This is a genomic window from Bifidobacterium sp. MSK.13.1 (assembly GCF_019131435.1).
In the GTDB taxonomy this organism is placed as follows: domain Bacteria; phylum Actinomycetota; class Actinomycetes; order Actinomycetales; family Bifidobacteriaceae; genus Bifidobacterium; species Bifidobacterium pseudocatenulatum.
The window spans coordinates 410,728-432,486 of record NZ_JAHOMM010000002.1; the positions used below are offsets into that span (position 1 = coordinate 410,728).

The 21,759-nt window shown below is 55.0% G+C and carries 18 protein-coding genes, 3 pseudogenes and 2 riboswitches; of the genes and pseudogenes, 4 read left to right on the forward strand and 17 right to left on the reverse strand.

What is annotated here, in order from left to right; all coding sequences use genetic code 11:
* Nucleotides 1–46: 46 nt before the first annotated feature.
* Together KSY55_RS04610 and KSY55_RS04615 are read left to right on the forward strand one after the other, a co-directional pair.
* Nucleotides 47–1,710, forward strand: a pseudogene (locus KSY55_RS04610) (aryl-sulfate sulfotransferase).
* A gap of 111 nt (nucleotides 1,711–1,821) precedes the next feature.
* Nucleotides 1,822–2,622, forward strand: coding sequence for an energy-coupling factor ABC transporter ATP-binding protein (locus tag KSY55_RS04615; protein WP_033524113.1), 801 nt, complete (start codon nucleotides 1,822–1,824; stop codon nucleotides 2,620–2,622).
* Between the two features lie 77 nt (nucleotides 2,623–2,699).
* Here the strand turns inward: KSY55_RS04615 and KSY55_RS04620 are convergent, their stop codons facing one another.
* The 3 genes from KSY55_RS04620 to KSY55_RS04630 all read right to left on the reverse strand — a co-directional run bounded on the left by KSY55_RS04620 (nucleotide 2,700) and on the right by KSY55_RS04630 (nucleotide 6,043).
* Nucleotides 2,700–3,863, reverse strand: a complete 1,164-nt coding sequence (locus tag KSY55_RS04620; RefSeq protein WP_022245109.1) for a pyridoxal phosphate-dependent aminotransferase — start codon at nucleotides 3,861–3,863, stop codon at nucleotides 2,700–2,702.
* Nucleotides 3,864–4,019: 156 nt separating this feature from the next.
* Nucleotides 4,020–4,787: a polyphosphate--glucose phosphotransferase gene (gene ppgK, locus KSY55_RS04625; RefSeq protein ID WP_004222446.1), complete on the reverse strand. Its 768-nt coding sequence runs from the start codon at nucleotides 4,785–4,787 to the stop codon at nucleotides 4,020–4,022.
* 242 nt (nucleotides 4,788–5,029) lie between these two features.
* Nucleotides 5,030–6,043 carry a glycosyltransferase family 2 protein gene (locus KSY55_RS04630; RefSeq protein WP_033524044.1) on the reverse strand — a complete coding sequence of 338 codons (1,014 nt, stop codon included), beginning with the start codon at nucleotides 6,041–6,043 and terminating at the stop codon, nucleotides 5,030–5,032.
* A gap of 116 nt (nucleotides 6,044–6,159) precedes the next feature.
* A riboswitch (TPP riboswitch) is annotated at nucleotides 6,160–6,270 on the forward strand.
* An 85-nt stretch (nucleotides 6,271–6,355) separates the two neighbouring features.
* Here KSY55_RS04630 and tenA point away from each other — a divergent pair.
* Complete coding sequence (tenA, locus tag KSY55_RS04635; protein WP_226557291.1) at nucleotides 6,356–7,030, forward strand: thiaminase II; 675 nt, start codon at nucleotides 6,356–6,358, stop codon at nucleotides 7,028–7,030.
* Nucleotides 7,031–7,155: 125 nt separating this feature from the next.
* On the opposite strand, the gene KSY55_RS04640 is transcribed toward tenA, so the two are convergent.
* The 10 genes and pseudogenes from KSY55_RS04640 to KSY55_RS04685 all read right to left on the reverse strand — a co-directional run bounded on the left by KSY55_RS04640 (nucleotide 7,156) and on the right by KSY55_RS04685 (nucleotide 18,572).
* The gene (locus tag KSY55_RS04640) at nucleotides 7,156–7,461 is read right to left on the reverse strand and encodes a YhbY family RNA-binding protein (protein WP_022245108.1); all 306 of its coding nucleotides are present in this window, start codon (nucleotides 7,459–7,461) and stop codon (nucleotides 7,156–7,158) included.
* A gap of 71 nt (nucleotides 7,462–7,532) precedes the next feature.
* On the reverse strand, nucleotides 7,533–9,902 hold the full coding sequence (locus KSY55_RS04645; protein ID WP_217749495.1) for an energy-coupling factor transporter ATPase: 2,370 nt from the start codon (nucleotides 9,900–9,902) through the stop codon (nucleotides 7,533–7,535).
* A 93-nt stretch (nucleotides 9,903–9,995) separates the two neighbouring features.
* Nucleotides 9,996–10,640, reverse strand: a complete 645-nt coding sequence (locus tag KSY55_RS04650; RefSeq protein WP_148405816.1) for an ECF transporter S component — start codon at nucleotides 10,638–10,640, stop codon at nucleotides 9,996–9,998.
* A riboswitch (FMN riboswitch) is annotated at nucleotides 10,625–10,777 on the reverse strand. It overlaps the preceding gene by 16 nt.
* A gap of 218 nt (nucleotides 10,778–10,995) precedes the next feature.
* A complete protein-coding gene (locus tag KSY55_RS04655) occupies nucleotides 10,996–14,715 on the reverse strand; it encodes a DEAD/DEAH box helicase (RefSeq protein ID WP_254881851.1) in 3,720 nt (1,239 codons plus the stop codon).
* A 267-nt stretch (nucleotides 14,716–14,982) separates the two neighbouring features.
* Nucleotides 14,983–15,114: pseudogene (locus KSY55_RS04660) on the reverse strand (C1 family peptidase); the annotation flags it as partial.
* A 44-nt stretch (nucleotides 15,115–15,158) separates the two neighbouring features.
* Nucleotides 15,159–15,884, reverse strand: coding sequence for a potassium channel family protein (locus KSY55_RS04665; protein ID WP_022245105.1), 726 nt, complete (start codon nucleotides 15,882–15,884; stop codon nucleotides 15,159–15,161).
* A gap of 55 nt (nucleotides 15,885–15,939) precedes the next feature.
* A complete protein-coding gene (locus tag KSY55_RS04670; RefSeq protein ID WP_118240390.1) occupies nucleotides 15,940–16,932 on the reverse strand; it encodes a D-2-hydroxyacid dehydrogenase in 993 nt (330 codons plus the stop codon).
* Between the two features lie 53 nt (nucleotides 16,933–16,985).
* On the reverse strand, nucleotides 16,986–17,465 hold the full coding sequence (gene dtd, locus KSY55_RS04675) for a D-aminoacyl-tRNA deacylase (protein WP_117649128.1): 480 nt from the start codon (nucleotides 17,463–17,465) through the stop codon (nucleotides 16,986–16,988).
* Nucleotides 17,466–17,482: 17 nt separating this feature from the next.
* Nucleotides 17,483–18,214 carry a hypothetical protein gene (locus tag KSY55_RS04680; protein ID WP_004222479.1) on the reverse strand — a complete coding sequence of 244 codons (732 nt, stop codon included), beginning with the start codon at nucleotides 18,212–18,214 and terminating at the stop codon, nucleotides 17,483–17,485.
* Nucleotides 18,215–18,251: 37 nt separating this feature from the next.
* On the reverse strand, nucleotides 18,252–18,572 hold the full coding sequence (locus KSY55_RS04685; protein ID WP_117645370.1) for a hypothetical protein: 321 nt from the start codon (nucleotides 18,570–18,572) through the stop codon (nucleotides 18,252–18,254).
* Between the two features lie 307 nt (nucleotides 18,573–18,879).
* Here KSY55_RS04685 and KSY55_RS09255 point away from each other — a divergent pair.
* Nucleotides 18,880–18,960 (forward strand): annotated as a pseudogene (locus tag KSY55_RS09255) (RarD protein); the annotation flags it as partial.
* A 194-nt stretch (nucleotides 18,961–19,154) separates the two neighbouring features.
* On the opposite strand, the gene KSY55_RS04695 reads toward KSY55_RS09255, so the two are convergent.
* The 4 genes from KSY55_RS04695 to KSY55_RS04710 form a co-directional block, all read right to left on the reverse strand.
* The gene (locus KSY55_RS04695; RefSeq protein ID WP_117645369.1) at nucleotides 19,155–19,628 is read right to left on the reverse strand and encodes a DUF5104 domain-containing protein; all 474 of its coding nucleotides are present in this window, start codon (nucleotides 19,626–19,628) and stop codon (nucleotides 19,155–19,157) included.
* A gap of 7 nt (nucleotides 19,629–19,635) precedes the next feature.
* Nucleotides 19,636–19,833, reverse strand: a complete 198-nt coding sequence (locus KSY55_RS04700) for a hypothetical protein (RefSeq protein ID WP_117645368.1) — start codon at nucleotides 19,831–19,833, stop codon at nucleotides 19,636–19,638.
* A 448-nt stretch (nucleotides 19,834–20,281) separates the two neighbouring features.
* Nucleotides 20,282–21,472, reverse strand: coding sequence for a site-specific integrase (locus KSY55_RS04705; protein ID WP_151910083.1), 1,191 nt, complete (start codon nucleotides 21,470–21,472; stop codon nucleotides 20,282–20,284).
* 77 nt (nucleotides 21,473–21,549) lie between these two features.
* The gene (locus tag KSY55_RS04710; protein ID WP_129981839.1) at nucleotides 21,550–21,756 is read right to left on the reverse strand and encodes an excisionase; all 207 of its coding nucleotides are present in this window, start codon (nucleotides 21,754–21,756) and stop codon (nucleotides 21,550–21,552) included.
* Nucleotides 21,757–21,759: the final 3 nt, after the last annotated feature.

Consider the following 21,759-nt stretch of genomic DNA (forward strand, 5'->3'; position numbering starts at 1 on the left):
ATGTAACTGTTCGCTGTGAGATGAACCCTTGTTGGAGACATCAGTCATGAAATCGCTTCCACTTTTGTCGAACCATCCTCGTGTAAGACGCTGGACCGCGGCCGTCGTCGCATCAGCCGTCGCATTGGGCGTCTGCCTCGCCAGCTACGACAATGTCGTCGATGCGGCCATCAAACAAAACAGGATTGAACGACTGAACGCACGTATCGAGAACGTGTACACAGCCGACTATCAGGATATGGCCGACGACAAGCTCGAGCAGGAAAAAAGCAAGTCCTCCGCAACAGAGGATGACATGTTTGTCACCGAAGATCCGTACGGCACCAACACCACGTCACTGTATGTGTATTTCACTACCGACGACGCGGTTGCCGTCTCCTATACCGTGCATGCAGACGGCTATACGGATTTCACCCGTGACGCCTATCAGGAATCGCAATACAGCAAAACCCACGAATTCCAGCTGCTCGGCCTCATTCCCGGCGAGAAGAACACCGTCGCCATCACGCTGACCGATGCCGACGGCAAGTCCCGCACGCATGCCATCGAACACAGGGGCGCATCCCTGCTGGGCAATGAGGAGGTGCAGTTGGAGAAGACCGTCGCAGCCGATTCAGGTGAGGATCTGGGCGGCGGCCTGTATGCGATTCTCGGCAATGATTCCGACGAACAGGATTTCATGTTCTACTACGATACGAACGGCGTGCTGCGCGGTGAGATTCCGGTGCTCTACTATCGTTCGCACCGTCTGCTGTTCGATGATGACGGTCTCATGTGGTTCTCCGCGTCCACGCATCATATGGTGGCGATGAACCGTCTCGGCAAGCTGGAGAAGATCTACGATCTGGGATCCGACTACATTCTGCATCATGATTATGCGATGGATTCCAACGGCGACATCGTGCTGCTGGCCACCGAGCTCGGCCGTGACGACAACGCCGTGCAGGATCAGGTCATCAAGCTCAGCACTTCCACCGGAAGTGTAACCCGCTTCGTGGATTTCGGTGAGCTGTTCGCCGACTATAAGGCCTCCACCACGCATGCGGGAACCGACGAGTCGGATTCGAATGCCAAGAATCGTTGGGATTGGCTGCACTGCAATACCATTCAATTGTTGGATGACGGTTCCGCATTGTTCTCCGCCCGTGAGACGTCCACCATCATCAAGGTGGATGATTTGGAATCGGATCCGACGCTTGATTATATGATCGGCGAGCCATCCGTGTGGGCCGGCACCGATGAGGCCAGCAGTTTCCTGACGAAGTCCGGTGATTTTCGGATACCGGCGGCCAGCATTCCATCACGTATGTCGCCGATGATTCGCTGCCTGACGGCCAGTATTACATGTATATGTTCGATAACAATTTCGGCACTTCGTTGACGCGTCCTGATTTTGACTGGTCGGTGATCGACGGCATTTCGACCGAATTGTCGTCCGATACGGCAAATTCGCGGTATCGCAAGTATCTGGTCAACGAGAATGCCGGCACGTATACGGAAGTGTCATCGTTCGACGTGCCATATTCGCCGTATGTCAGTTCCGCGCAGGAATTGGATAATGGCCAGATCCTCATCGACTCGGGCATGAAGGGTCTGTTCGGCCAGTACAACAAGGATGGTGATCTGCTGGCGCAGTTCAAGATGACGTTGAACAGTGCGTACATCTACCGCGTGTACAAGTACGATTTCTCGGGATTCTATTTCGTCTGACATCCTGTCCGCAGGCTTGACGGGGCCGGGAATCTAAACTCCTTGTGGGGGTTTGGATTTCCGGCCCCGTTTCGTATGCAATGGGTTCGGCACGCCCGTACAATGGTTGCCATGGGTTTTTTCGATTCGCTGTTTTCATCCAAACGTCCCGAAGCGACGCATGACGTCACGTTCACGCTAGATCAGGCAGGCCACACGTATGAGGATGGCAATGTCGGTCTGGAGCCGACATCGTTGACGATCACTCCGGAAAGCAAACGTGTGGCTGTGATCGGGTTGAATGGTTCCGGTAAGACCACGTTGCTGCAGCTGTTGGATGGCGCATTGTCTGCGACGTCCGGTTCGGTGCGTATCGACGCGAATGGTGCTGCGTATGATCCGTCGGTGAAACGTGATCTGAAACGTATCGAATCGATGATCGGCCGCGTTCGTCGCGAGGAAATTCCGAACAGTTATTACAAAGCGGATTCCATTCGCGAGGCGATTGATGAACCGTTGAAGAAGCATAAGGTGCCGGAAAGCGAACGCCAGGCGATCATCGGCAATCTGTTCGCGCATTTCGATCTGGCGGCGGTCGCACGTGAGCCCGCCTCCGCATTGGATAGCGAGAAACGTCATCTGCTGGCGATCGCTTCCGCATTGAGCTTCTCCCCCGCGGTGATCGTTGCCGACGAGCCGACCAAGGGTTTGGACGAGGTGGCGTCCGCGCATGTGGCGAAAGCTCTGTTCAGTTACGACAAACAGGTAGTGTTCGCCACGCATGACACGGAGCTGATCACACGCGCGGAATATGCGATCGACCGCACGCTGGTGGTCGACGATCATCAGGTGGTGTTCGACGGTGGCCCGCATGAGGCCGTGGCCTTTTACACGGACCTCATCCGCGCTAAATATGAGGCTTCCAAAGCCTGACCATACCCACGGATTATTCCCGTTCCCCACATGTTGCGGCTCCTTCATCGGTGTCGACGATGGAACCACAACATGTTTCAGCCGATCATTGTGTTGACGGTGTCAAGCACCGTCTGAACGTTATGCCTGAATTCGTCGGGTTCCGGCAATAACGAGATCGCGAGATAGCCGTTCGACGTCATATCGAAGAAATAGCCGGGCTGTCCTGAAATTCCGTGCTTTTCGATCATGGACAACACCAGTTCGTTCTCGTCAAGCACGCTGGGCACGCGCAAAAGCACATTCCATCCGCCTTCGGCACGCAACACGCTGACCATGCCCTGCTCGTCATCATCCAGCATGGTATGCAAGGCTGCGAGGTTGGTTTGCACGCGCTCTCGCACGCGCGCGGTCTGCGCGGCTGCGGCGCCCAGCATGGCGGGGATCTGTTTGGCGATGATCTCACTCATTGGCAGATAGTCGTCGGCGACCACGTCGAGTCTGCGCTTGGCCTCATCCACTTCAGCCGCCGGGCCGGACACTTGGATCCAACCGACTTTGGCATGTGGCGCGGCCAACGTCTTCGAGAACCCATCCAATGCGAATGTGAGCGTGCCGGTCTCCCCCGCGAGACGCGCGTTGCCATCGAATGGTTCAAGATCATAGTCGTAGAACACCTCATCGGCGATGATGGCCACCTCATGGTCATGACAAAGCCGCACAATGGCCTCACGTTCCGACGCTTTGACGTACGATCCGGTCGGATTGTTGGGATTGATGAGCACCAGCGCGCGGATGCGGCCGCCATCTTCACCTTCAAGCGCTTCGCGTAGTTCGGCCACGTCGATGTACCAGGATCCGTCGAAACGTTGCTGGTACTCGATCATGTCGACGCATTCGAGTCGTGCGATCGATTCGATGAGCGGATATCCCGGCTTCGGTGCGAGCACGGCGTCACCTGCATTGCAGAGCAGTTTGATCAGCCATGAGTACGCTTCGGACGTCGAGCTCAATATGTATAGGTCGTCGGCGGTAGCGGTATTGCCTTGTTCATGCAGGAATGCGGCCAGCGCTTCGCGTGCGTATCGTTGCCCGCGTGGCTCCGCTCCATAGATGTCCGGCAATAGTTCCGACGCGAGCGCATGTTTGGTTGGATTGGAGTCGTTGAGTTTGCCGAGTGTGATGCCGTTTGCTTTGGCTTCCGCTTCGGCTTTGGCGATGGGATTGGGCTCGCTGATATCGACTCTGGAGGAAAAACGCATGGTCTCCACCATACTCTCTGGGTTGCGCAAGTGTTGCATCGAGCAAGAAGGATGCATTCGCCATGCGATCATCAGAGGAATAACAAGAGCCGTCCGACGGATGAATCGGACGGCTCTCGCTTATATGAAGGTTAGGAACCTTTATGGTTCACGACATCACTTCTGCTTGATGCTTGCGTAGTACGCAGCGCCGATGATGCCAGCCTCATTGTGCAGCTTGGCTGCGACGATCGGGGTCTTGATGTCGATGTACGGCAGGAACTTCTCGGACACGCGGGACACGCCACCGCCGACGACGAACAGCTGCGGATCCAAGTAGAACTCCATCAGGGAATAATACTTGGTCAGACGCTTGGCCCACTTCTTGTAGCCCATATCGAGCTTTTCACGAATGGAGGATGCCGCGTACTTCTCGGCGTCACCCTTGCCCTTGAGCAGTTCCAAATGGCCGAGCTCAGTGTTCGGAATGAGCTCGCCGTTGAAGATCAGCGCGGTGCCGATGCCGGTGCCCAGCGTGGTGGCGACGACCAGGCCGTCCTGGCCCTTGGCTGCGCCGAACTGCTGTTCGGCAAGACCGGCCGCATCAGCGTCGTTCACCACGGTGACCGGACGGCCGCAAGCTTCGGAGAACACTTCGGTGACGTCCACGCCAACCCAGGACTGGTCCAGATTGGCCATATAGCCGAGCTTCTCGCCAACATGAATCGGAGCGGGGAATGCGATGCCGACCGGAGCGGACTCAGGAACCTCAAAATGCTCGAGCTGCTGGCGAACGATTTCGCCAACGGCCTTCGGAGTGGAAACCTCCGGGGTGAGGATCTTCAGACGCGGTTCAGCAAATTCGCCCTTCTCGAGGTTAACCGGGGCTGCCTTAATGCCGGAGCCGCCAATGTCAACGCCAAATGCCTGTGCAGTTTCAATCATCTTCGACCTCTCCTATCAAGGTACATAGTGGGTATATCGAACCGGTAAACGCCATAGTAACTCGCCCCATGCCCCAAAACGCGCCGACAATACACAATTGGTGAATACGATTGCATAATCTGTCGCAATGAAACGCAAATATTTGCGATTGTTTTCTGCAAACGATTCGCCCCATGCCAACGCAACGCATCGGCATGGGGCGAATCATAAGAAAATAACCGTCTGAAGACGGTGTAGCCACATTACTTGAGCGGCGGCATCGGCTTCCAATCCGGATCATGCAGCAGCTTGCGCGAATCCCACCAACCCTTGACAATCTGCACCAAGCCGGTCTTGGCATGCTCACGGTCCACCATCACCAAGCGAATGACCTCCTTGGCGGCGGTCAGCAACGTGCCAAAGCCGAACATCAGCGGACGGTAATCGCCGAACGACATGAAATAGCGTGCCATGTAGCCACGGTTGCGCATGATGTGGTAGCGGTTCATGTCGGAAGTGGAGTTGAGCTGACGCACGCCGGCGATATCCCAGTTACCGATCTCGCGCGTACGTCGCAGGATCACGTCGGGCACCACGATCGGATTGGTGACCTTGCTGGCGCGATAGCCGTACATCGTATCGTCCCAGTAGATGAAGAAGCGGGGATCCGGCAAACCGATCTGTTCCACGATATTACGGCGGAACAGGCCGCCTTCAAAGCATAAGGTGTCCATCACACGATAGCCGGGACGCCCGAACGCGGCCGGAGCGATCGGATTGGGAATGCCAAGAGGCACGATGAAATCGTACTGCCAGTAGAACGGGCCTCCGTCGTAGTCGTATCGGCTTCCCTGGATCACATCATGGCTGCCGGTCCACTTGGCGAGCCTTTCGATGGCCTCAGGCATCACGGCCACGTCGTCGTCCATCACCCAGAACCACTCCGCACCCAGCTCGTATGCCTTCTTCACACCTGCGGAGAAGCCGCCTGCGCCGCCGAGGTTGTCGGATTGCGGCGCGTACACCACACGGCTTTCGTTGCCCGACTGGTCGGCGATGGTATTGCCCCACTGCGCGGTGACCGCTTCACGGAAATCGTCGACCATGCCTTGGGTCGCCTCGCTGTGCTCGTTGTCCACGACGATGATACGCCATGGCGCCACAGTGAGTTTTTCGATGGATTCGAACAGGGTGGCGAGCAGCTGCTGACGCCTGTACGTCACCACGACGATAGCCAGCTTTTCGATGGTGTTCTTCGCAACTTGCTTTTCAGTCATACGTTCCATTCTTGCACTCGCCCTCAACCGAACATCGCCTGTGTTCGCATCATGCGGCACGATTCCATTCGACGGACGGGCTCTTGCACATTTCGTGCGGCTTTGCCATAATGTACGGCGTAATGCAGGGGAACCCGTGTTCGTCGGGTTGAGATGGGCCAAGTGAGGCCTGAACCCTTTGAACCTGATGGTTAACACCAGCGTAGGGAGGCATGTCTAGTGACTGCTGTGACATCAACAACCGATTTCGATTATGAGTTCGACGCCGCCAAAGGCATCCAACGCGACAATCTTCCGCCGTTCGCGCAGCGCATGCGCAAGGCCGCCGACCTGGTTTGGGAGGAAGGCTACCAGCAGCCGTTCATCCGCGAGCTTGGCGAAGGCACACTGCAACGCGAGCGTTTCGCCTTCTATCTGCTGCAGGATTTTCGTTATGTGAACGATTACGCCAGAGTGCACGCTTTGGGGTTGGCCAAGGCCACCGACCCTGAAATCATGGCGTTCATGCTCAAGGTGCAGAACGGCGCCCTGCAGGTCGAGACCGAAGTACACCGCTCCTACTTGGCCAGCTATGGCATCACCGAAGAGCAGATGAACAATGTGCGCCAGTCGGCCTTCGCGCGTGCCTACACGTCGAATATCCTTTCCATCGCCTATGGCAAGGATATTCTCGACATTCTTGTGGCCGTGCTGCCGTGCGCCTGGGTGTATGCGGATTATGGTTATCGTCTTGCCGCCGAGTTCGCGGACACGCTCGACGACAATCCGTACAAGAGCTGGGTCGACATGTATAAGACCGACGAGTTCTGGCAGGATTCCGTGTGGCTGCTCGAACATATCGAGAAACTGGTGGCCGACGCGAGCGAGGAGCGCAAGCGCGAGCTGATCGACATTTTCGTGACCGGCGTGGAGAACGAATACATGTTCTGGGCCAGCGCGTACGACATGCAGTACACATGGAAGCCCGAATGGAATCAGGCGCGCTGATAGCACTCCTTCATGGGGTTTCCTGACTTCCGATTGTTTATTTTCATTGCAGCAAGGCGGGTGTCTTCTGATTGGTTTTCAGAAAGCACCCGCCCTGTTATGTTTGGTCGCGTCAGTTTCCCGCTTTATTCGCGTACGAGGCGGATATGTTCCACGTCGTCGCGATGGGAACGGCGGTAGAGCACGAAACGGTTGCCGATGACCTGCACGAGTTCCGCGTTCAGTTCTTCAGCCAATCCCTCGCCTGCTTCCTTGGCGGTCAGACCGGATCCGTCGAGCACGGAGCACTTGATGAGCTCACGCTTTTCGATGGTTTCGTCCGCCTGCTTGATGGCGTTTTCGCTCAGATCGTTCTTGCCGACCTGGATGAGCGGATTGAGCTTGGTGGCCAGGCCTCGCAGCTGCTTGACCTGCTTCTTGGTTAATGCCATAACTTGTTCCATTCCTATCTATGATGCTTGCTCAAGAGTAGCGTGAGGACGGTAAAATCCGCCGACTGCCTTCAGTTTAGTCCAGCGATCAGAACCAACGCAGCCACATATGCCACAACCACACCGCCCGCGGCAATGTCTCGTTTGGCGATGCTCATCACGCGCCAATGTGTGCGTGCGATACCCTCTTCATAGCATCGCGCGTCGAGTGCGAGACTGAGATTGTCGGCATGGCGTATCGCCCCTGCGAACACCGGAATGATGATGGAAACCATCGCCTTGATACGCTGCACGAACGTTCCCGTTTCGATGCTGCCACCTCGAGCCGCCTGTGCGTCCGCAATGGCTTTCGCCTCGCTTCCCAGAGTGGGCAGGAACCGCAGTGCGAGGCTCATCACCAGTGCGATCTCCTGCGCGTGCACGCCTATTTTTGCGAAGGGTTTGAGCAAGGCTTCGAACGCGTCGGTGATGGCCGTAGGCGTGGTGGTGGCGAGGAACACCACTCCGACGATAATGACCGCAACGAATCTGCAGGCGTACAGTATAGCGATACGCACACCGTCGTCGGTGATTGGAATCGGTCCGATGTTCGCAAGAACATTGCCGGATCGTACGAAGAACACATTGAGCAGTCCGCAGAACACGAACAATGCAAGGAACATGTGAATCGATTTGAACAGTTGTTTCACGCCGATGCCTGATGTCGCAACGATCATGCCGGTCAACAGTGCGGCCACCAGTAACTGCCAGAAGGAGCGGATGGCGAATGCGGAGAACATGACCGCCAACGCGCTCACCATCTTCACGCGCGGGTCAAGCCGTTCCATAAAACTACGGTTTTCACGGACGTCTTCCTTTGCATGTCCGGAGCCAAGCGTGTGCAGATTCTTCGAACCTGCCGTTTCGGAAGTGACATTGGTTCCGATATCTCGAGTGACGTCATTACCGTTTTGTCTGCGATCAAGCGCGATCACCCGATCGGCGAGCACGTCGATTTCCGTTTGCGAATGGGAAATGATAAGTACGGTGACGCCTTGGGAATGAAGGGTTTGGATGAGATCGTGCACGCGGGTTGTGGCCGCTTCATCAAGTCCCGCGGTCGGCTCGTCCATAATGAGAATCCGCGGTTGGCATGCGATGACGCCCGCTATGGCAACGAGTCGTTGCTGCCCGCCGGAAAGGTCGAATGGCGAACGGTCGGCAAGATGTTCAATATGCAGCAATGCCATGGCTTGGCTGACATGTTCATCCACTTGCGCTTCATCAAGCCGTTGGTTGCGCGGACCGTAGGCGACGTCCTCGGCTACGGTTTCGGCGAAAAGCTGACGTTCGGGGTGCTGCATGACGTAGCCGACGGTGGCGCGCAGTTTCTCGCGGTCCGCACGCTTGAGCGACTGCATATTGCCGTTGGCGCGTTGGCGTGCGACGGGAATGGTGTTGACGGTAATGCTGCCAGATTGCGGCTGTTCCAGCGCGCAGAGAAGACGCGCGAAGGTGGTTTTGCCTGCACCGTTATGCCCTGTGATGGCCACGGTTTCACCCTCATTGATGGTTATGGAAAGCTTATCGAGCACAGGCTTGCTACTGTTTGGATATTGATATATCAGATTATGGATTTCAATGATTGGTACAGCTGATGTTGGCTTCGATGCGCCATTTGCAATATTGGATTTGGCAATTGGATTGTCTTCTTGCGCTGTGCCTGATTCGTCCATTTCCGGAATACTTGCAGTATTACCGCGAGCGCTTTGCACGATACGCCCGTTATCCAGGCGAATGATGCGGTCGGCATTGACGAATTCGTCACGATGGTGGGTGACGAGAATGATGGTTGTGCCGTGCTGCTGCAATTCGTCAAGAATATGCATGATGTCGGCACGGCCTTGCGGATCGAGCATGGCGGTAGGCTCGTCGAGCACGAGGATTTCGGGATTCATGGCAAGCATGCCGGCGATGGCGACGCGCTGCTGTTGGCCTCCGCTCATTCGCGTGGGATCGGCTTCTCGTTGTCCGCTCATGTCGACTGCGTCAAGTGACATGGCGATGCGCATATCGATATCATCATGCGCAATGGCGAGGTTTTCCGGACCGAAGGCAACATCATCCTCGGTGACGGTGGTGACGATCTGATCTTCCGGATGTTGGAAAACCGCCCCGATACCATGCCGGGCGCTGCGGTAAGCATCAGCGTGCGCGCCGGAGTCATCGAATACGTTGTTTCCCAACAGCGTGACATGTCCGGCATCGGGTGCGGCAAGTCCTGCGATGATGCGTGAAAGTGTGGATTTGCCCGATCCGTTTGGTCCTGCCAAGCATACACGTTCGCCTTGGCGAACGGTCAGGTTCACGCCGTCGAGCGCCCAGGTCGCGCCGGAGTCGTAGGTGAAACGAATATCGTGCAGTTCGACCGCGATGGTGTTCGTGGCGCTGTCAGGATTCATGGAAAAAGTCTTTCATAAACGAAAGGAACCTTCCATACGTCGAAAGGTTCCTTCCTATTCATCAATATGCGGAATCGATATGGTGAACGAGGCTCAGCGGTTCAACAGGTTGGAGATCGGCTTGTAGATCAGGAAGGTGACCACGCCATGGATGGTGAATTTCAACGCGTTGAACGGCAGAAGCGCCGGCACGATCAATGCCACGACCTGTGCGGTGGTCATGTGCGCGTAGAACGGTGTGACGATCACATTGCCCACAATCGCCACCGCCAAGGCCGCGATCGCACCGACGATGATGCCGATGACCGCGCCTTTGCGGGTCTTGTTCCTGCGATAGATCAGTGCTGCCGGCACGGATAATGCCAAAGCCACGAGCACGGCCATAAGCGTGCCCCATGGGTTGGTAAACAGGTGCGGCAGGAAACCAAGCACGCTGACGATTACCGCCGCCGCTGGCCCGTAGGCGAAACCTGCCACCAGGCTGACAATGCCGGATGGATCATATTTCAGCCATTCAACGCCTGGCACAATGGGAAATTCCACAAAGCTGACGGCCATCGACAGCGCCACGAACAGCGCATACATGGCGATGCGTTTGGTGGACCAGCGTCCAGAGTCGGCCACGCCTGTGGAATGCGCGTTGTCGGGGCGCGTCATGCTTTCGCTGGTGATTTCGGCGTCGTTGTTTTGGGTATTGTTTGGTGAGGATACACTCATGTTGAGCCCCGTTTCTTCCATCCGGACTTTGACCGTTGGCTCCGGATTCTCACCGGATCAGCCGCTTTCGCGGGTCGCGGGCTTCGGCATGGGACCGTTATGAACGTCAGTCGTACCGTTACCGCCAGTAAGGATTTTCACCTTCCCTGAAACTTGCACGATTATATATACGCCTATCGTCGGAAATATGCAAACCGCGTCTCACTGGCGTCTATTATCAGCAGGCATCAATCTTTAATCCGGAAACCATGATCTTAGCCTCATATGCCTTTTGCCTATGGCATGAACGTCGCCTCATGGTGTGTTGCCGCAGTGTGCGCTTTACCTGTTGCTTTCGTATCGTGTGCGTTCAAGCAAGCGGCAGGTACGTTGATTGTTATGCCAGCAGGTCGAGCAAGTCGTCTTTGCTGAGTGTGCCGACGCCTCCAGATGCGGTGCCGTCGGTGAACTGTTGGGCAAGCTCACTTTTCTTCTCCTGCAGTTTGAGGATGCGTTCCTCAATGGTGTCTTTGGCTACGATCTGGTACACGTTCACATCCTGCGTCTGTCCGATGCGGTGCGCACGATCGGTGGCCTGGTTCTGCGCGGCCGCGTTCCACCACGGGTCGGCGTGCACCACTACGGACGCACCCACAAGGTTCAGCCCCGTATTGCCCGCTTTGAGCGAGATGAGGAACACGGGAACATCGTTGCCATTGAATTCGTCCACCAGTTCCACACGGCGTTTCTTCGGTGTCTCGCCGGTGATGGTGTAGAAGTCCACGCCCTGTTCAGCCAAACGTGTACCAATCAGGTCAAGGAATGAAGTGAACTGCGAGAATACAAGCACTTTCTTGCTTTCGTCCATGCACGTGGATACGAGTTCGCAGATGGCGTCAAGTTTGGCGGAAGCGTTTTTCGCATCCGCATAGACGAGTCTCGGATCGCAACAGATTTCGCGCAACAGTGTGAATTCCGCAAGGATTCGAATCTTCTTCGTATTGAAGTCGGCGTCCTTGGTTTTGGTAAGGGTGGCGCGCAACCGTTGCTCGTGCGCCGCATAGAGTTTGCGCTGTTCGCCTTCCAGTTTGACGGTGAGCACGTTTTCGAACTTGTCAGGTAAATCGGTCAGCACGTCTTTTTTCAGACGTCGCTTAATGAACAGTCCGACCAAAGCCTGCAGTTTGTCAGCCATGACGGAATGTTCAGAACCGGGTGCCATGATCGGCTGTTCGTATTTTTCTCGGAACTTCGTGTAGGTTCCCAGCAATCCGGGCATGAGGAAGTCGAAGATGCTCCACAGTTCGCTCAACCGGTTTTCGATGGGGGTTCCCGTCAATGCGAACCGGTGTTCGGCGGTGATCTGTTTGACGGCTTTCGCCAACTTCGTGGCATGGTTTTTGATGTATTGCGCCTCGTCGAGTGCCATCAATGCGAATCGGCAGTCGGCATAATCATCCACATCTCGACGCAGCAAATCGTAAGAGGTGATCACCACATCGGTTTGCTGCGTTTCGTTGGTTTCAGTCGAATTGTTCCATTGCTGTGCCACGGCTGCGATGAGCTTGCGCCGTTGCGCTTTCGTGCCGGCCACGACTTCGATGGTCAGATCTTGCGTGAATTTTTCGCATTCGGCGGCCCAGTTGTATACCAAGGACGCCGGGCAGACGATCAACGCGGGACCACTGCCCTTGCGAGCTTCCACCAGTGACAGCAATTGCACGGATTTGCCCAAACCCATTTCGTCGGCGAGAATGCCACCGAAACCTTTGTCCCACAAGGTGGAAAGCCATTGGAAGCCTTCCACCTGGTATGGGCGCAGTACGTTTTTGAGGTTGCGGGGCACTTCGTATCGTTTTGGGTCGATGATTTTCACATCGTTGACATAGTCGACGAACGATTCGCTTTTGCCGTCGTCATCAACTTGAGCATCCAAGAGGAACGCCCGATATCCGGGAATGGTGATTCTCCCGGAATCAATCTGTTGCTCATCAAGGTCAAGATCCGTTGCGATCTGATCGATCTCGCGCAGATCGGCATTCTTCAGATCAACGAACGTACCGTCCTTGAATCGATGGTAGCGGCGGTTCCTGCGGTAGGAATTCAGCAACGCGCCGACCTCGTCCATCGGCACTTCGTCGGCTATCGGCGAAATCTCAACCAGATTCGAGTCGATGGACAGTCCGACCTTCACCGTAGGGCTGCCTGGCATCATCATGCCGTCGAACGCGGCTGTGGAGTACACCTGCCCGACCGAGCGCAAGATATCCACGCCTTCGGTGAGCAAGAGCAGAATAGTCTGTTCGTCTTCCTCACGAATCCGCGCCATGTCAATGGAACTCCATGTCGGGAAAAGCTGGCGAACCACCTGCACCGCGAATGATTCGCGAGCCGTATCTCGTTTGATGAGCGCCGCTTTCGACCGCGAGTCCGGATTAATCACGCCTCGTAGCGCTTTGGCGGTCGGCACCAACTGGAACACGAAATCGCCGTATCGTGCCACAGCCTCACAGGTGATGCCCTGCAGATCACGGTCCAAGTAGAATTCGATCTGGCAGTCGACTCCCATCCGTTCGGCGACTTCCTGCGGAATATCGAAACCAATGCCCGCTTCGGTAAGTTTTGGCAGTATTGTTCGTGCGAACATGGGCCAGTCGTTTTCCGCAATGAACACACCATCGCTAACGTTCGACGCGCACAATGTCATCAACGCGTCCACTGCGGGAAGGATGCTGTCGGTACAACGGAAGAGTCCGCTCACTGGCCTCATATGGGAATCCGTCGGAGTGCCGTTATGTTCGGCACTCATGAGGTACACGCCCCGCTGCCCGACAATCCGATCCGTGATGGTACGGTTCGACGTGATACGCACGCCCGACGAAGCACCTTCCTTCACATATTCGGCGATGAACCGAAATTGCGGATTGCCATCGAATATGGCGATAGTATGCGATCTGGACTCCCCTGGCGTGGCCACTTCGACATAGTTCGGAGCGGTGTCATCCGTATGGGCGAAATCATCCGAAGTGAGCTGCCGCGCCCTCTCACGCCCCTCATGCTTAGGAGCTTCCAGCGGCCCACGTGCTATCAGCACGTCTTCGATGTAGTCCTGTTGCGGTTCCGCTCTGAACAGGTTCAGTAGATCGCATAATTCCCCATCGGTGAGCATGATTTCACGTTCGATACGCACGTCTGGCGCGTAATAGTAGTTGTTCTGCAGCTGTGCAGCGGCACGTGACCCGACAACACCTTGCAGGAATCGGAACAGCTGCAGCGAGAACGGTTCGAGCATGTCCGGAGTGTGGGTGAACGAGAGTTTCTGCCCGTATGACACGTATGCCCCGTTGTGCATGTCGGCTACGAATTTGGAAATGCTTTTGATGATATAACTTGCGTCGCCGCAGCCGATTTTCAACGTCAGGCTCCACAGCTCACGGTTCATGATCAGCGTGGGCTCCAGACGCACGCTTCCCGGTTTCACTATGATGGAACCGCTCTTGCGTTTTGTTTTCGTGGCCCCTTGCGTAATGACGCCTCGTTGCTCGTCGGCGAGACGGCTTTTCGCGTCGACGATGCGCTTGAGCACGTCAAGCTGCGCGCTTTGACCGGTATTGTCATTCTTCGCATCCAGCGCACGCATGTAGTCGGATAGGATATGCGAGGTCACGCCACTTCGCTTGAATCCGCGGAACCGTTCGGGCTGGTCAAGAAACAGCAGCAGCATTGCGGCGACATGCTTGCACATGCCGGTATAGCGGCGCCCCCCAGCCGGATCCGAATCGAACTCGTCATCGTCCTGCACATGACCGAACGTCGATCCTGAACCGAAATCATCATAATCATCGACATAATCGTATTCATCGTCATCATCATCGAAACTGCGATATTTTGGATTGTTGCGGTAGCTGGGCGAATATGCCGACGAATACGTGCCATAACCGTGCTGCGAACCGTTGAACGCGGGGCACGAGCAATACCTGGCCAAGAAAAGCTCATCATGCAAATCAAGCGTGGCTTGCACTTCGTATCGGCTGGACGGTGAGGTGGTGCCCCGCATATTGGCATGCAGGGTGATGCGGTCGGAATCGGAGTCGTTCAGGCAATGCAGATCCGACATTTTCGCACGCCACTGGTTGGCGATTCCACGGGCACGCTGCAATACAGGCTGACTGCATTCGCTGCGTAGTTCGTCGGAAAGCCATGACAAAGTATCCGCCAACTGAACCCCAATCGTTCGCACATTTGTTCTTATGAAAGAGTATCAGCACAGCGGAACAGGAAAGCCGTGGCTGCAATCCCAGCCACGGCTTCGCTCCATACAGGTTATATCAGCGGCAACGCTTGGTGAGCGGCTGCCATGGATCGAGTTCCACCGGTTCGGATTCCAGCAGCGGCCCGATCTACGCTGGTTGGTGATGGAGCCCTGCTTCAGTTCTATGGAGAAGTCGCGCGGCAGCGAGCGCTGACCCTTGTAATCGGTGGCGGCTTCGAGCACGCCCACAGATACCGTCGCGTTGACCGTGGAACCGACCGATAATACCGGTGCAGGCATGAGAACCGCTATAACCTGTGCAGCTGCGCGATATCATCGCGCAGCTGGTTGACGGTGTCCGTCAGTTCCCGCACATTGTGGCGCAACTGTTCCGTTTCCGATTCCGCCTCATCCGCACGCTTGTCGGTCTCGTCACGAACACGGTCGACAATCCATGAAGCCAGCGTCGCGGTGACGATACCGATCAGGGCAACGCCGGTTATCATCAGTCCGATGGCGATGCATCTTCCCTGCCATGTCACCGGAGACAAATCGCCATAGCCGACTGTGGTGACGGTCACGAACGACCACCATATCGCTTCACCGAAATCGGTGATGGAAGCGCCTGGAACCCCACGTTCCACATCCAATTCGGCAAGGGCGCCGATATACATCAGTAGTGTCACGCTGCAGCATGTGTACAGTGTGATGCGCCCACGCACCGCCATGCCACCGGTACGATTGAGCACGTTGAGCACTGCCACCAGACGCAGCAGTCTCAACGGCCTGAAGACGGGCAATGCGATGGACACCAGCATCAGCAGATTGTCTTTGAACCAAGTTTTCTTATCTTCTGCCAGCAGGATCGAAACGACGCAGTCGGCGATGAACACCATCCAGATGATGTTGATCACCATTTCACACAACAGGATATGCGTCCTCGCCAGAACTTCCCACGAATACGCGAACAGGAACACCAACGCCAATGCCGTCATGAACCATTCCGTCGCACGACGCCATTTGTTCAATGTCATACCCTTTCCTTTCTTCCCGACTGCCATCATACGGGTCTCCCCGCACGCGCGACCGTCAGCTTTTGATGGGCATGCGATTGTCGAGCGACTGACCGTTGGCGTAGCAGCGGACGTTGCCTAATGCAATGGAGATGATACTGCGTTCGGTGATCTCAAGATGGTTGCCTCCCGCCACATGTGGGGTGATGAGGCATTTCGGCTCGCACCACAGCGGCGAGTTGGCCGGCAGCGGTTCCGGTTCGGTCACATCGAGCGCGGCACCACGGATTCGTCCTTCCGCGAGCGCGTCGGCAAGCGCCTGACTTTCAATGGCGTTGCCGCGGCCCGCGTTGATGATGATGGCGTCAGGTTTGAGAGATGCGATGCGTTCCGCATTGAGCAGGTGGTACGTTGTCGAAGTGGATGGTACGCACATGGCGATCACATCGGCGTATTGCAGCACGTCGTCGAGGGACTCGAATCCTACGATATGGTCGACGCCCGGCGCTTCGACGGCGGGATTACGGCGAATGCCAATGGTTGTCATTCCGACGTTTTTGCAGAGTCGTGCGAAGTGTGATCCGATGTCGCCGGTTCCGATGACGAGCGCCGTTTTTCCGTTGGGGCTGATGGCGCGTCCCGCGTCCTGCCACATGGCGTTCGGGTTGCTTGCCGCGTAGATGTGCAGGTTCTTCATGATGGCCCACATCATGGCGAACATGTGTTCGGAGACGCTTTGTCCGTAGGCTCCGGTGGCATTGGTGAGCATGGATCCGGGCTGCAGGATGCCGGGTCGCTGGTATTTGTCGACGCCGGCACTCCAAGTTTGAAGCCATTCGAGTTTGGGGCATTGCGCGCATTCCTCGGGCGCGATGTTGCCGATGACCGCGGTGGCTTTGGCTTTGAGCTCCTCCGGTACTGCGGCGGTCCAGCTCATGCTTCCCCGTTGGGCCGAATCGCCGACGAATTCCTGTGGTATGTCTTTCGCGGCACGTATGAATTGCGCACGTTCGGATTCGGTCAACGGCAGGCAGTTGACGATCAATTTGCGGTCGTTCCATATTCCCATGCGTTTTACCCTATGACAATCGTCGGATATAGGGTTTCACGTTGGGTTCTGGGTCAGACGCCGAGTTCGTCGGTGTCAAGGATGATGGTGACAGGACCGTCGTTGGCGAGCCGCACGCGCATGTGGGAGCCGAATCGTCCTTCTTTTACTTCGAGTCCTTGCGCGCGCAGGGCGTCGTTGAATCCGTGCCATGTCTGTTCGGCGTGCGCGGGCGCTCCGGCTTTCACGAAGCTTGGGCGGTTGCCTTTGCGCACGTCCGCGTATAGCGTGAATTGGGAGATGGACAGCACACTGCCGTTCACGTCGTGGATGGAACGGTTCATTTTGCCGTTCTCGTCTTCGAAGACGCGTAGATTGGCGATTTTGCGGGCGAGCCAGTCGATTTGCTCCGCTCCGTCCGTGTCTTCCACTCCGACGAGCAGCACATAGCCGATGCCTATATGCTGTGGTTCGAATGTGGTGTCGACTTCTCCGCTTGTCTCGTCGACCACGTCGACGGATCCTTCGCCGACCTTCTGCAATACGATGCGCATATTCCGTCCCGGTCTTTTCAGCCGGCGTAGTCGACGATGGCTTGCGTGACCTGTTTCAGGTAGTCGAGCGACGTCTGCCAATCGTCCGGCACTTCGATGGAATGGTTGGCACCAGCGTACGTGCGCACATGGTCGGTGAGCAGATGCGCTTTGGCGTCATCGTAGTATGGGTCGGCGTCACCTGCGCAGATTAGCGGCATCGGGCTGCCGGCAGTTCCCGGTAGCGGCGCGGGAATGACCGACTTGTGCTTGTCAAATGGCGGCGGGTTGAGCACCGGGGTGAGCAGCACCACACGCAATCCTAGTTTTGCGGAATGCGGATATGAGAGTGTGGAGAGCGATTTGGTGACGACCAGCAAATGCGGCTCCTCACCCGATTCGGCAGCATGTTCGAGCGCCGCCTTGCGCCATTCGTCGACCACGCGTTCCATGCAGGCGATCATTTCCGGAAACTCGACGCTTTCCGTCAGTTTCAGGTCGAGCCGGTCCACGAACCATCCGTTGGCCGCAAGCGCCTGTGCTGCCCAGTACAGCAGCGGTCGGTCTACGGTGTATCCAATGCCCGGCATGATGAGCACGTGATTGCCGGTTTCGGTGTTCTTCACACGGTTCTTACCCCATGGGGTGACCGCCGGTGTGACGTTTTTCGTTGTTGGTTGCGTGCCGTTCTTGCCCATGCTGTGTTTGATTCGCCTTTTCGTGTGTTCCGTCCGTCTTGGCCGGTCGTTGCGGCCGGCGTCGTTTCCCATATTGCATGCTAGGCGGCGCCGGCTACAATCGTTTCCGTCAGTTCACCATGCATTGGTTGTTGTAGATTTTCGTGGCCATGTCGTTCGTTTCGGCGTCGTAAATGTTCCAGTCGATTTCCATGTTGGCGAGTTTTGCGGCTTCTTTGGCTGCGCTGATCCAATCGTCGCCGTTGTATTGGTATTGGGCGACTTGTTGTTCGAGTTCGGGCCAGGTTTTCCGCATGCTGGTTCGGTTGTCGGTGTAGACGTCTCGTTTACCGCCGTTCTCGTCTGTGGCTACGACTTTCGCGCCGAGACGCTCATGCTTGTCGGATTGTTCCATGATCTGGTCCACTTGGGTTTTGCAGTAGGTAATCATGTCGTCCAATTCTTTGGTGTCGACGCTGTTGAGCTCGCTGTCCTGGGGCTTTGTACTCGTCGTATGTCTGGAGCCATTTGCGCATAAGCCTCGACGATCCACAAGGCTAACTGTCGTCGTCCATTCAGGAAATGCACGGCGAGATACTATCTATTCCACAGCCACTCACCACACTGCGGCGCCCCACGGTCGGCAGACCACAGCTGGTATCCCATGATGACGATGACGAGCATGCGAATCTGATATGGATTCGATTCAATGAGGCGTTGCGCTCTGGTAACGTTCCTGTGCGTGAGGGGCGGTTCGGCGCCCGAACTACGGACCGACCTATTACGCCGCTTTCGTGCACGATCCGGAAGGCAACAACATCGAGGCCATGCTCGACTGAGTGCCGCACGCGCTTACGAACGTAGAGGATCCGGCCATATGGAATGTGCTCCCGTATGGCGGGATCTTCTGCATGCTGAGCTGTTGACAATTGAACGCATTATAGAAATGTCAGCCATTATTATCGGGGGAACTCAGCTGTTCTCCATGCTGCTGTCTTCGTGCAGGTAGATCACGCGACGTGCACTGGCCGGGTTATTCGTCCAAGTCCTGCTCGTAGATTTCGGAATCGTAGAGTCCTAATATGGTTATCCCCTCGTAATCGGCATGTTGCCTGTTCACGTAGTACATCTGATATCGCAGCTCGTATGTTCTGCCCGTATCGGTGATTATGTTTTCCGTACTCCCGTCGTATATCTTGATGACCGGCCCTTCCTCGTCATATTTCCCTTCCCTTGAGGAGACTAGCCCGATGTCGTCGTGGGAGACGATATTCCCATCTATGAAGTTGACGAAATCACGTATCTCGCCGTCGATGCCCTGCTGCTTGCGCAGGTCCGGCGCCAATACGCTTTTCAGCTTGTTCCCGTCTCTGGTCTTCAACGCCTCCACAACGATCACGTTGTCCATCTGACCTATTTGCGCAGGTGTCTTGTAATCGGGGTCCCCGCAACCACACAGTGGCATCATGGCTATCATCGCCATTGCGAATGCCATTGTTTTCTTCATGTGAATTCTACTTGAACAGGTCGAATAGGCTGAACGTGGTCTTCTTGTAGACGGTGTTGCACAGCTTGCGCTTGGGATGCAGCCATCCCATGCCCTTCTTGCCGTAGCCGGGGATCAGCGCGCACTTGACCGCACGCGTGGCACGCCCCTTCGTACGCGCGGACAGGCTCTTCTTCCAGCTGGGTTTCCTCATTCCGTATTTCATGGCGGTCTCTCTTTCGGTTGACTATTATTCAATGTTGTATATACCCAGCATTGTTCCATATATAAGTTGGGCCACCTTCATACGAGTCTCTTTGCCGCATTCATCGCAAATCTGAGAAAACTAATAATTTTAGGTGGGCAAGCTTCAAGGCTAAGTTTCTGTACAGCTAAACGGTATGTCATTTCATTCTTTTTATTGTCAATGCCAAGTTCATTACGGGATTGGCATAGAGCTTCTTCCCAACCTGACCATTCATGTTCTATGAACTTTTCAAGATTGAATCAAACTTAAAATAGATTTTTGATTATCTTTTCATATCTTCTTAAATGTCCGCAAAGCCTTATTTTATCAGCTTTACGGGCATTTCTCTTTTCGGTTGATACTTCCAAACCGCCACGTTTTATCACTTTTTCTCACGGTCAATCGTGGTAAATATCGTGGTAAAACTTTAGGCTACCATGCTCCTTAATTCTGCCTTGACGTTCTCTATGGACGCATGGGCGTACAGGTTCAGCGTGATACTGATGTTTGCGTGTCCCATGATGTACTGTAAACTCTTAGGGTTCATATTCCTGTTGGCAAGTCTGGTACAGAACGTATGGCGCAGGATATGGGGCGTTATCTTTGGTAAGCTGTCCTCATGGCTCTTGTTATATTTCTTCCTCAGATTAGCGAAAGTAGAAGTATAATAGGCGTTTGTCATAGGACAGCCTTTCCCGTTCAGAAAGAGGAAACCGCTGTACCCACCTATCCCTATCGGCTCTGCCTTTGGCTTGACCGCCATGACACGCCTAAACGCCTGTTTCACTTCCTCGCTCATGGGGACATCGCGCACACCGCTTTTCGTCTTTGGCGTTTCGATATAGTAGCCTGTTTCCTTGCTGGATAATAGCTGGTGGTCTACATGGATAACGTCATTTTCAAAGTCTATATCCTGCCTTGTCAGTCCACACAGTTCTGAGATACGGAGTCCTGTTTTTAACAGTATCACGATTGCGTCATAATACTTGCTGTATGTCCTGTCTTTGCTGGCAAAGGACAAGAGCCTTTCTTCCTGTTCCTCGGTCAATGCCTGCCGTGGCGTCCTGTCGTCCTCTATGACTTCATTCAGCTTGAAATCAAAGGGGTTCTTCCTCACGAGGTCGTCCGCTATGGCAATGCGGAATGACGCATTTAACGAGCGTTTATAATTGCTTATGGTCTGATAAGCATAGCCCCTGTCTTTCATGCGTAACGCCCATTCCTTAGCGTCTGAAAGGCGTATGCTGTCAATGCTCCTAGCCCCCAGTATATCGCCCTCTAATGTCCGCATGAGCTTTTTCCTGCCCTGCCTTGTGCTTTCCTTTACGTTGGCTCTCTGGGCGTTCTGTTTAGCGTATAGCTGGCACAGCGTCATTTTTCCGCCTGTCGTGTCGATACCGTCCTGTAAATCCCTTTGTATCTCCGTTTCTAATTCCCTTAGGGATTTCCCGTCCCTCTTTCCTTTAGGTACGGGGTCTGTCGGTACAAGTTTCCATGAATAGGCATACCTTGTCTTTCCAGCCTTGTCCACATATTTGTATAAGTATCTCCCGTCTGCTCTCTGGCTCTCTCCTGTCTTTAAGAGGCGACCTTTGCTGTCCCGTCTTTTTTCCGACATTTCTTATCTGCTCCTTTCGTAAGAAAGAGCCTTGATATGACTTACTGAAATAATATCACATACAAGGCTCTTTTGCATTAGATTACGTCTGTTTTATCCATAAATTTCTCAAACTGTTTTTTCTTAATCAAGATACGGTTGCCGTTCATCACATACCAGTCCCCGTGTCGGTTTTCTTCCACCAGTCGGCGGAGCTTGTTCTGCCCGATTGTGAAGTATCTTGACGCTTCCTCAATGGTAAGGGTGTATTTTTCCCATACGGGAATATCAATCTTTTCGTTCATCAT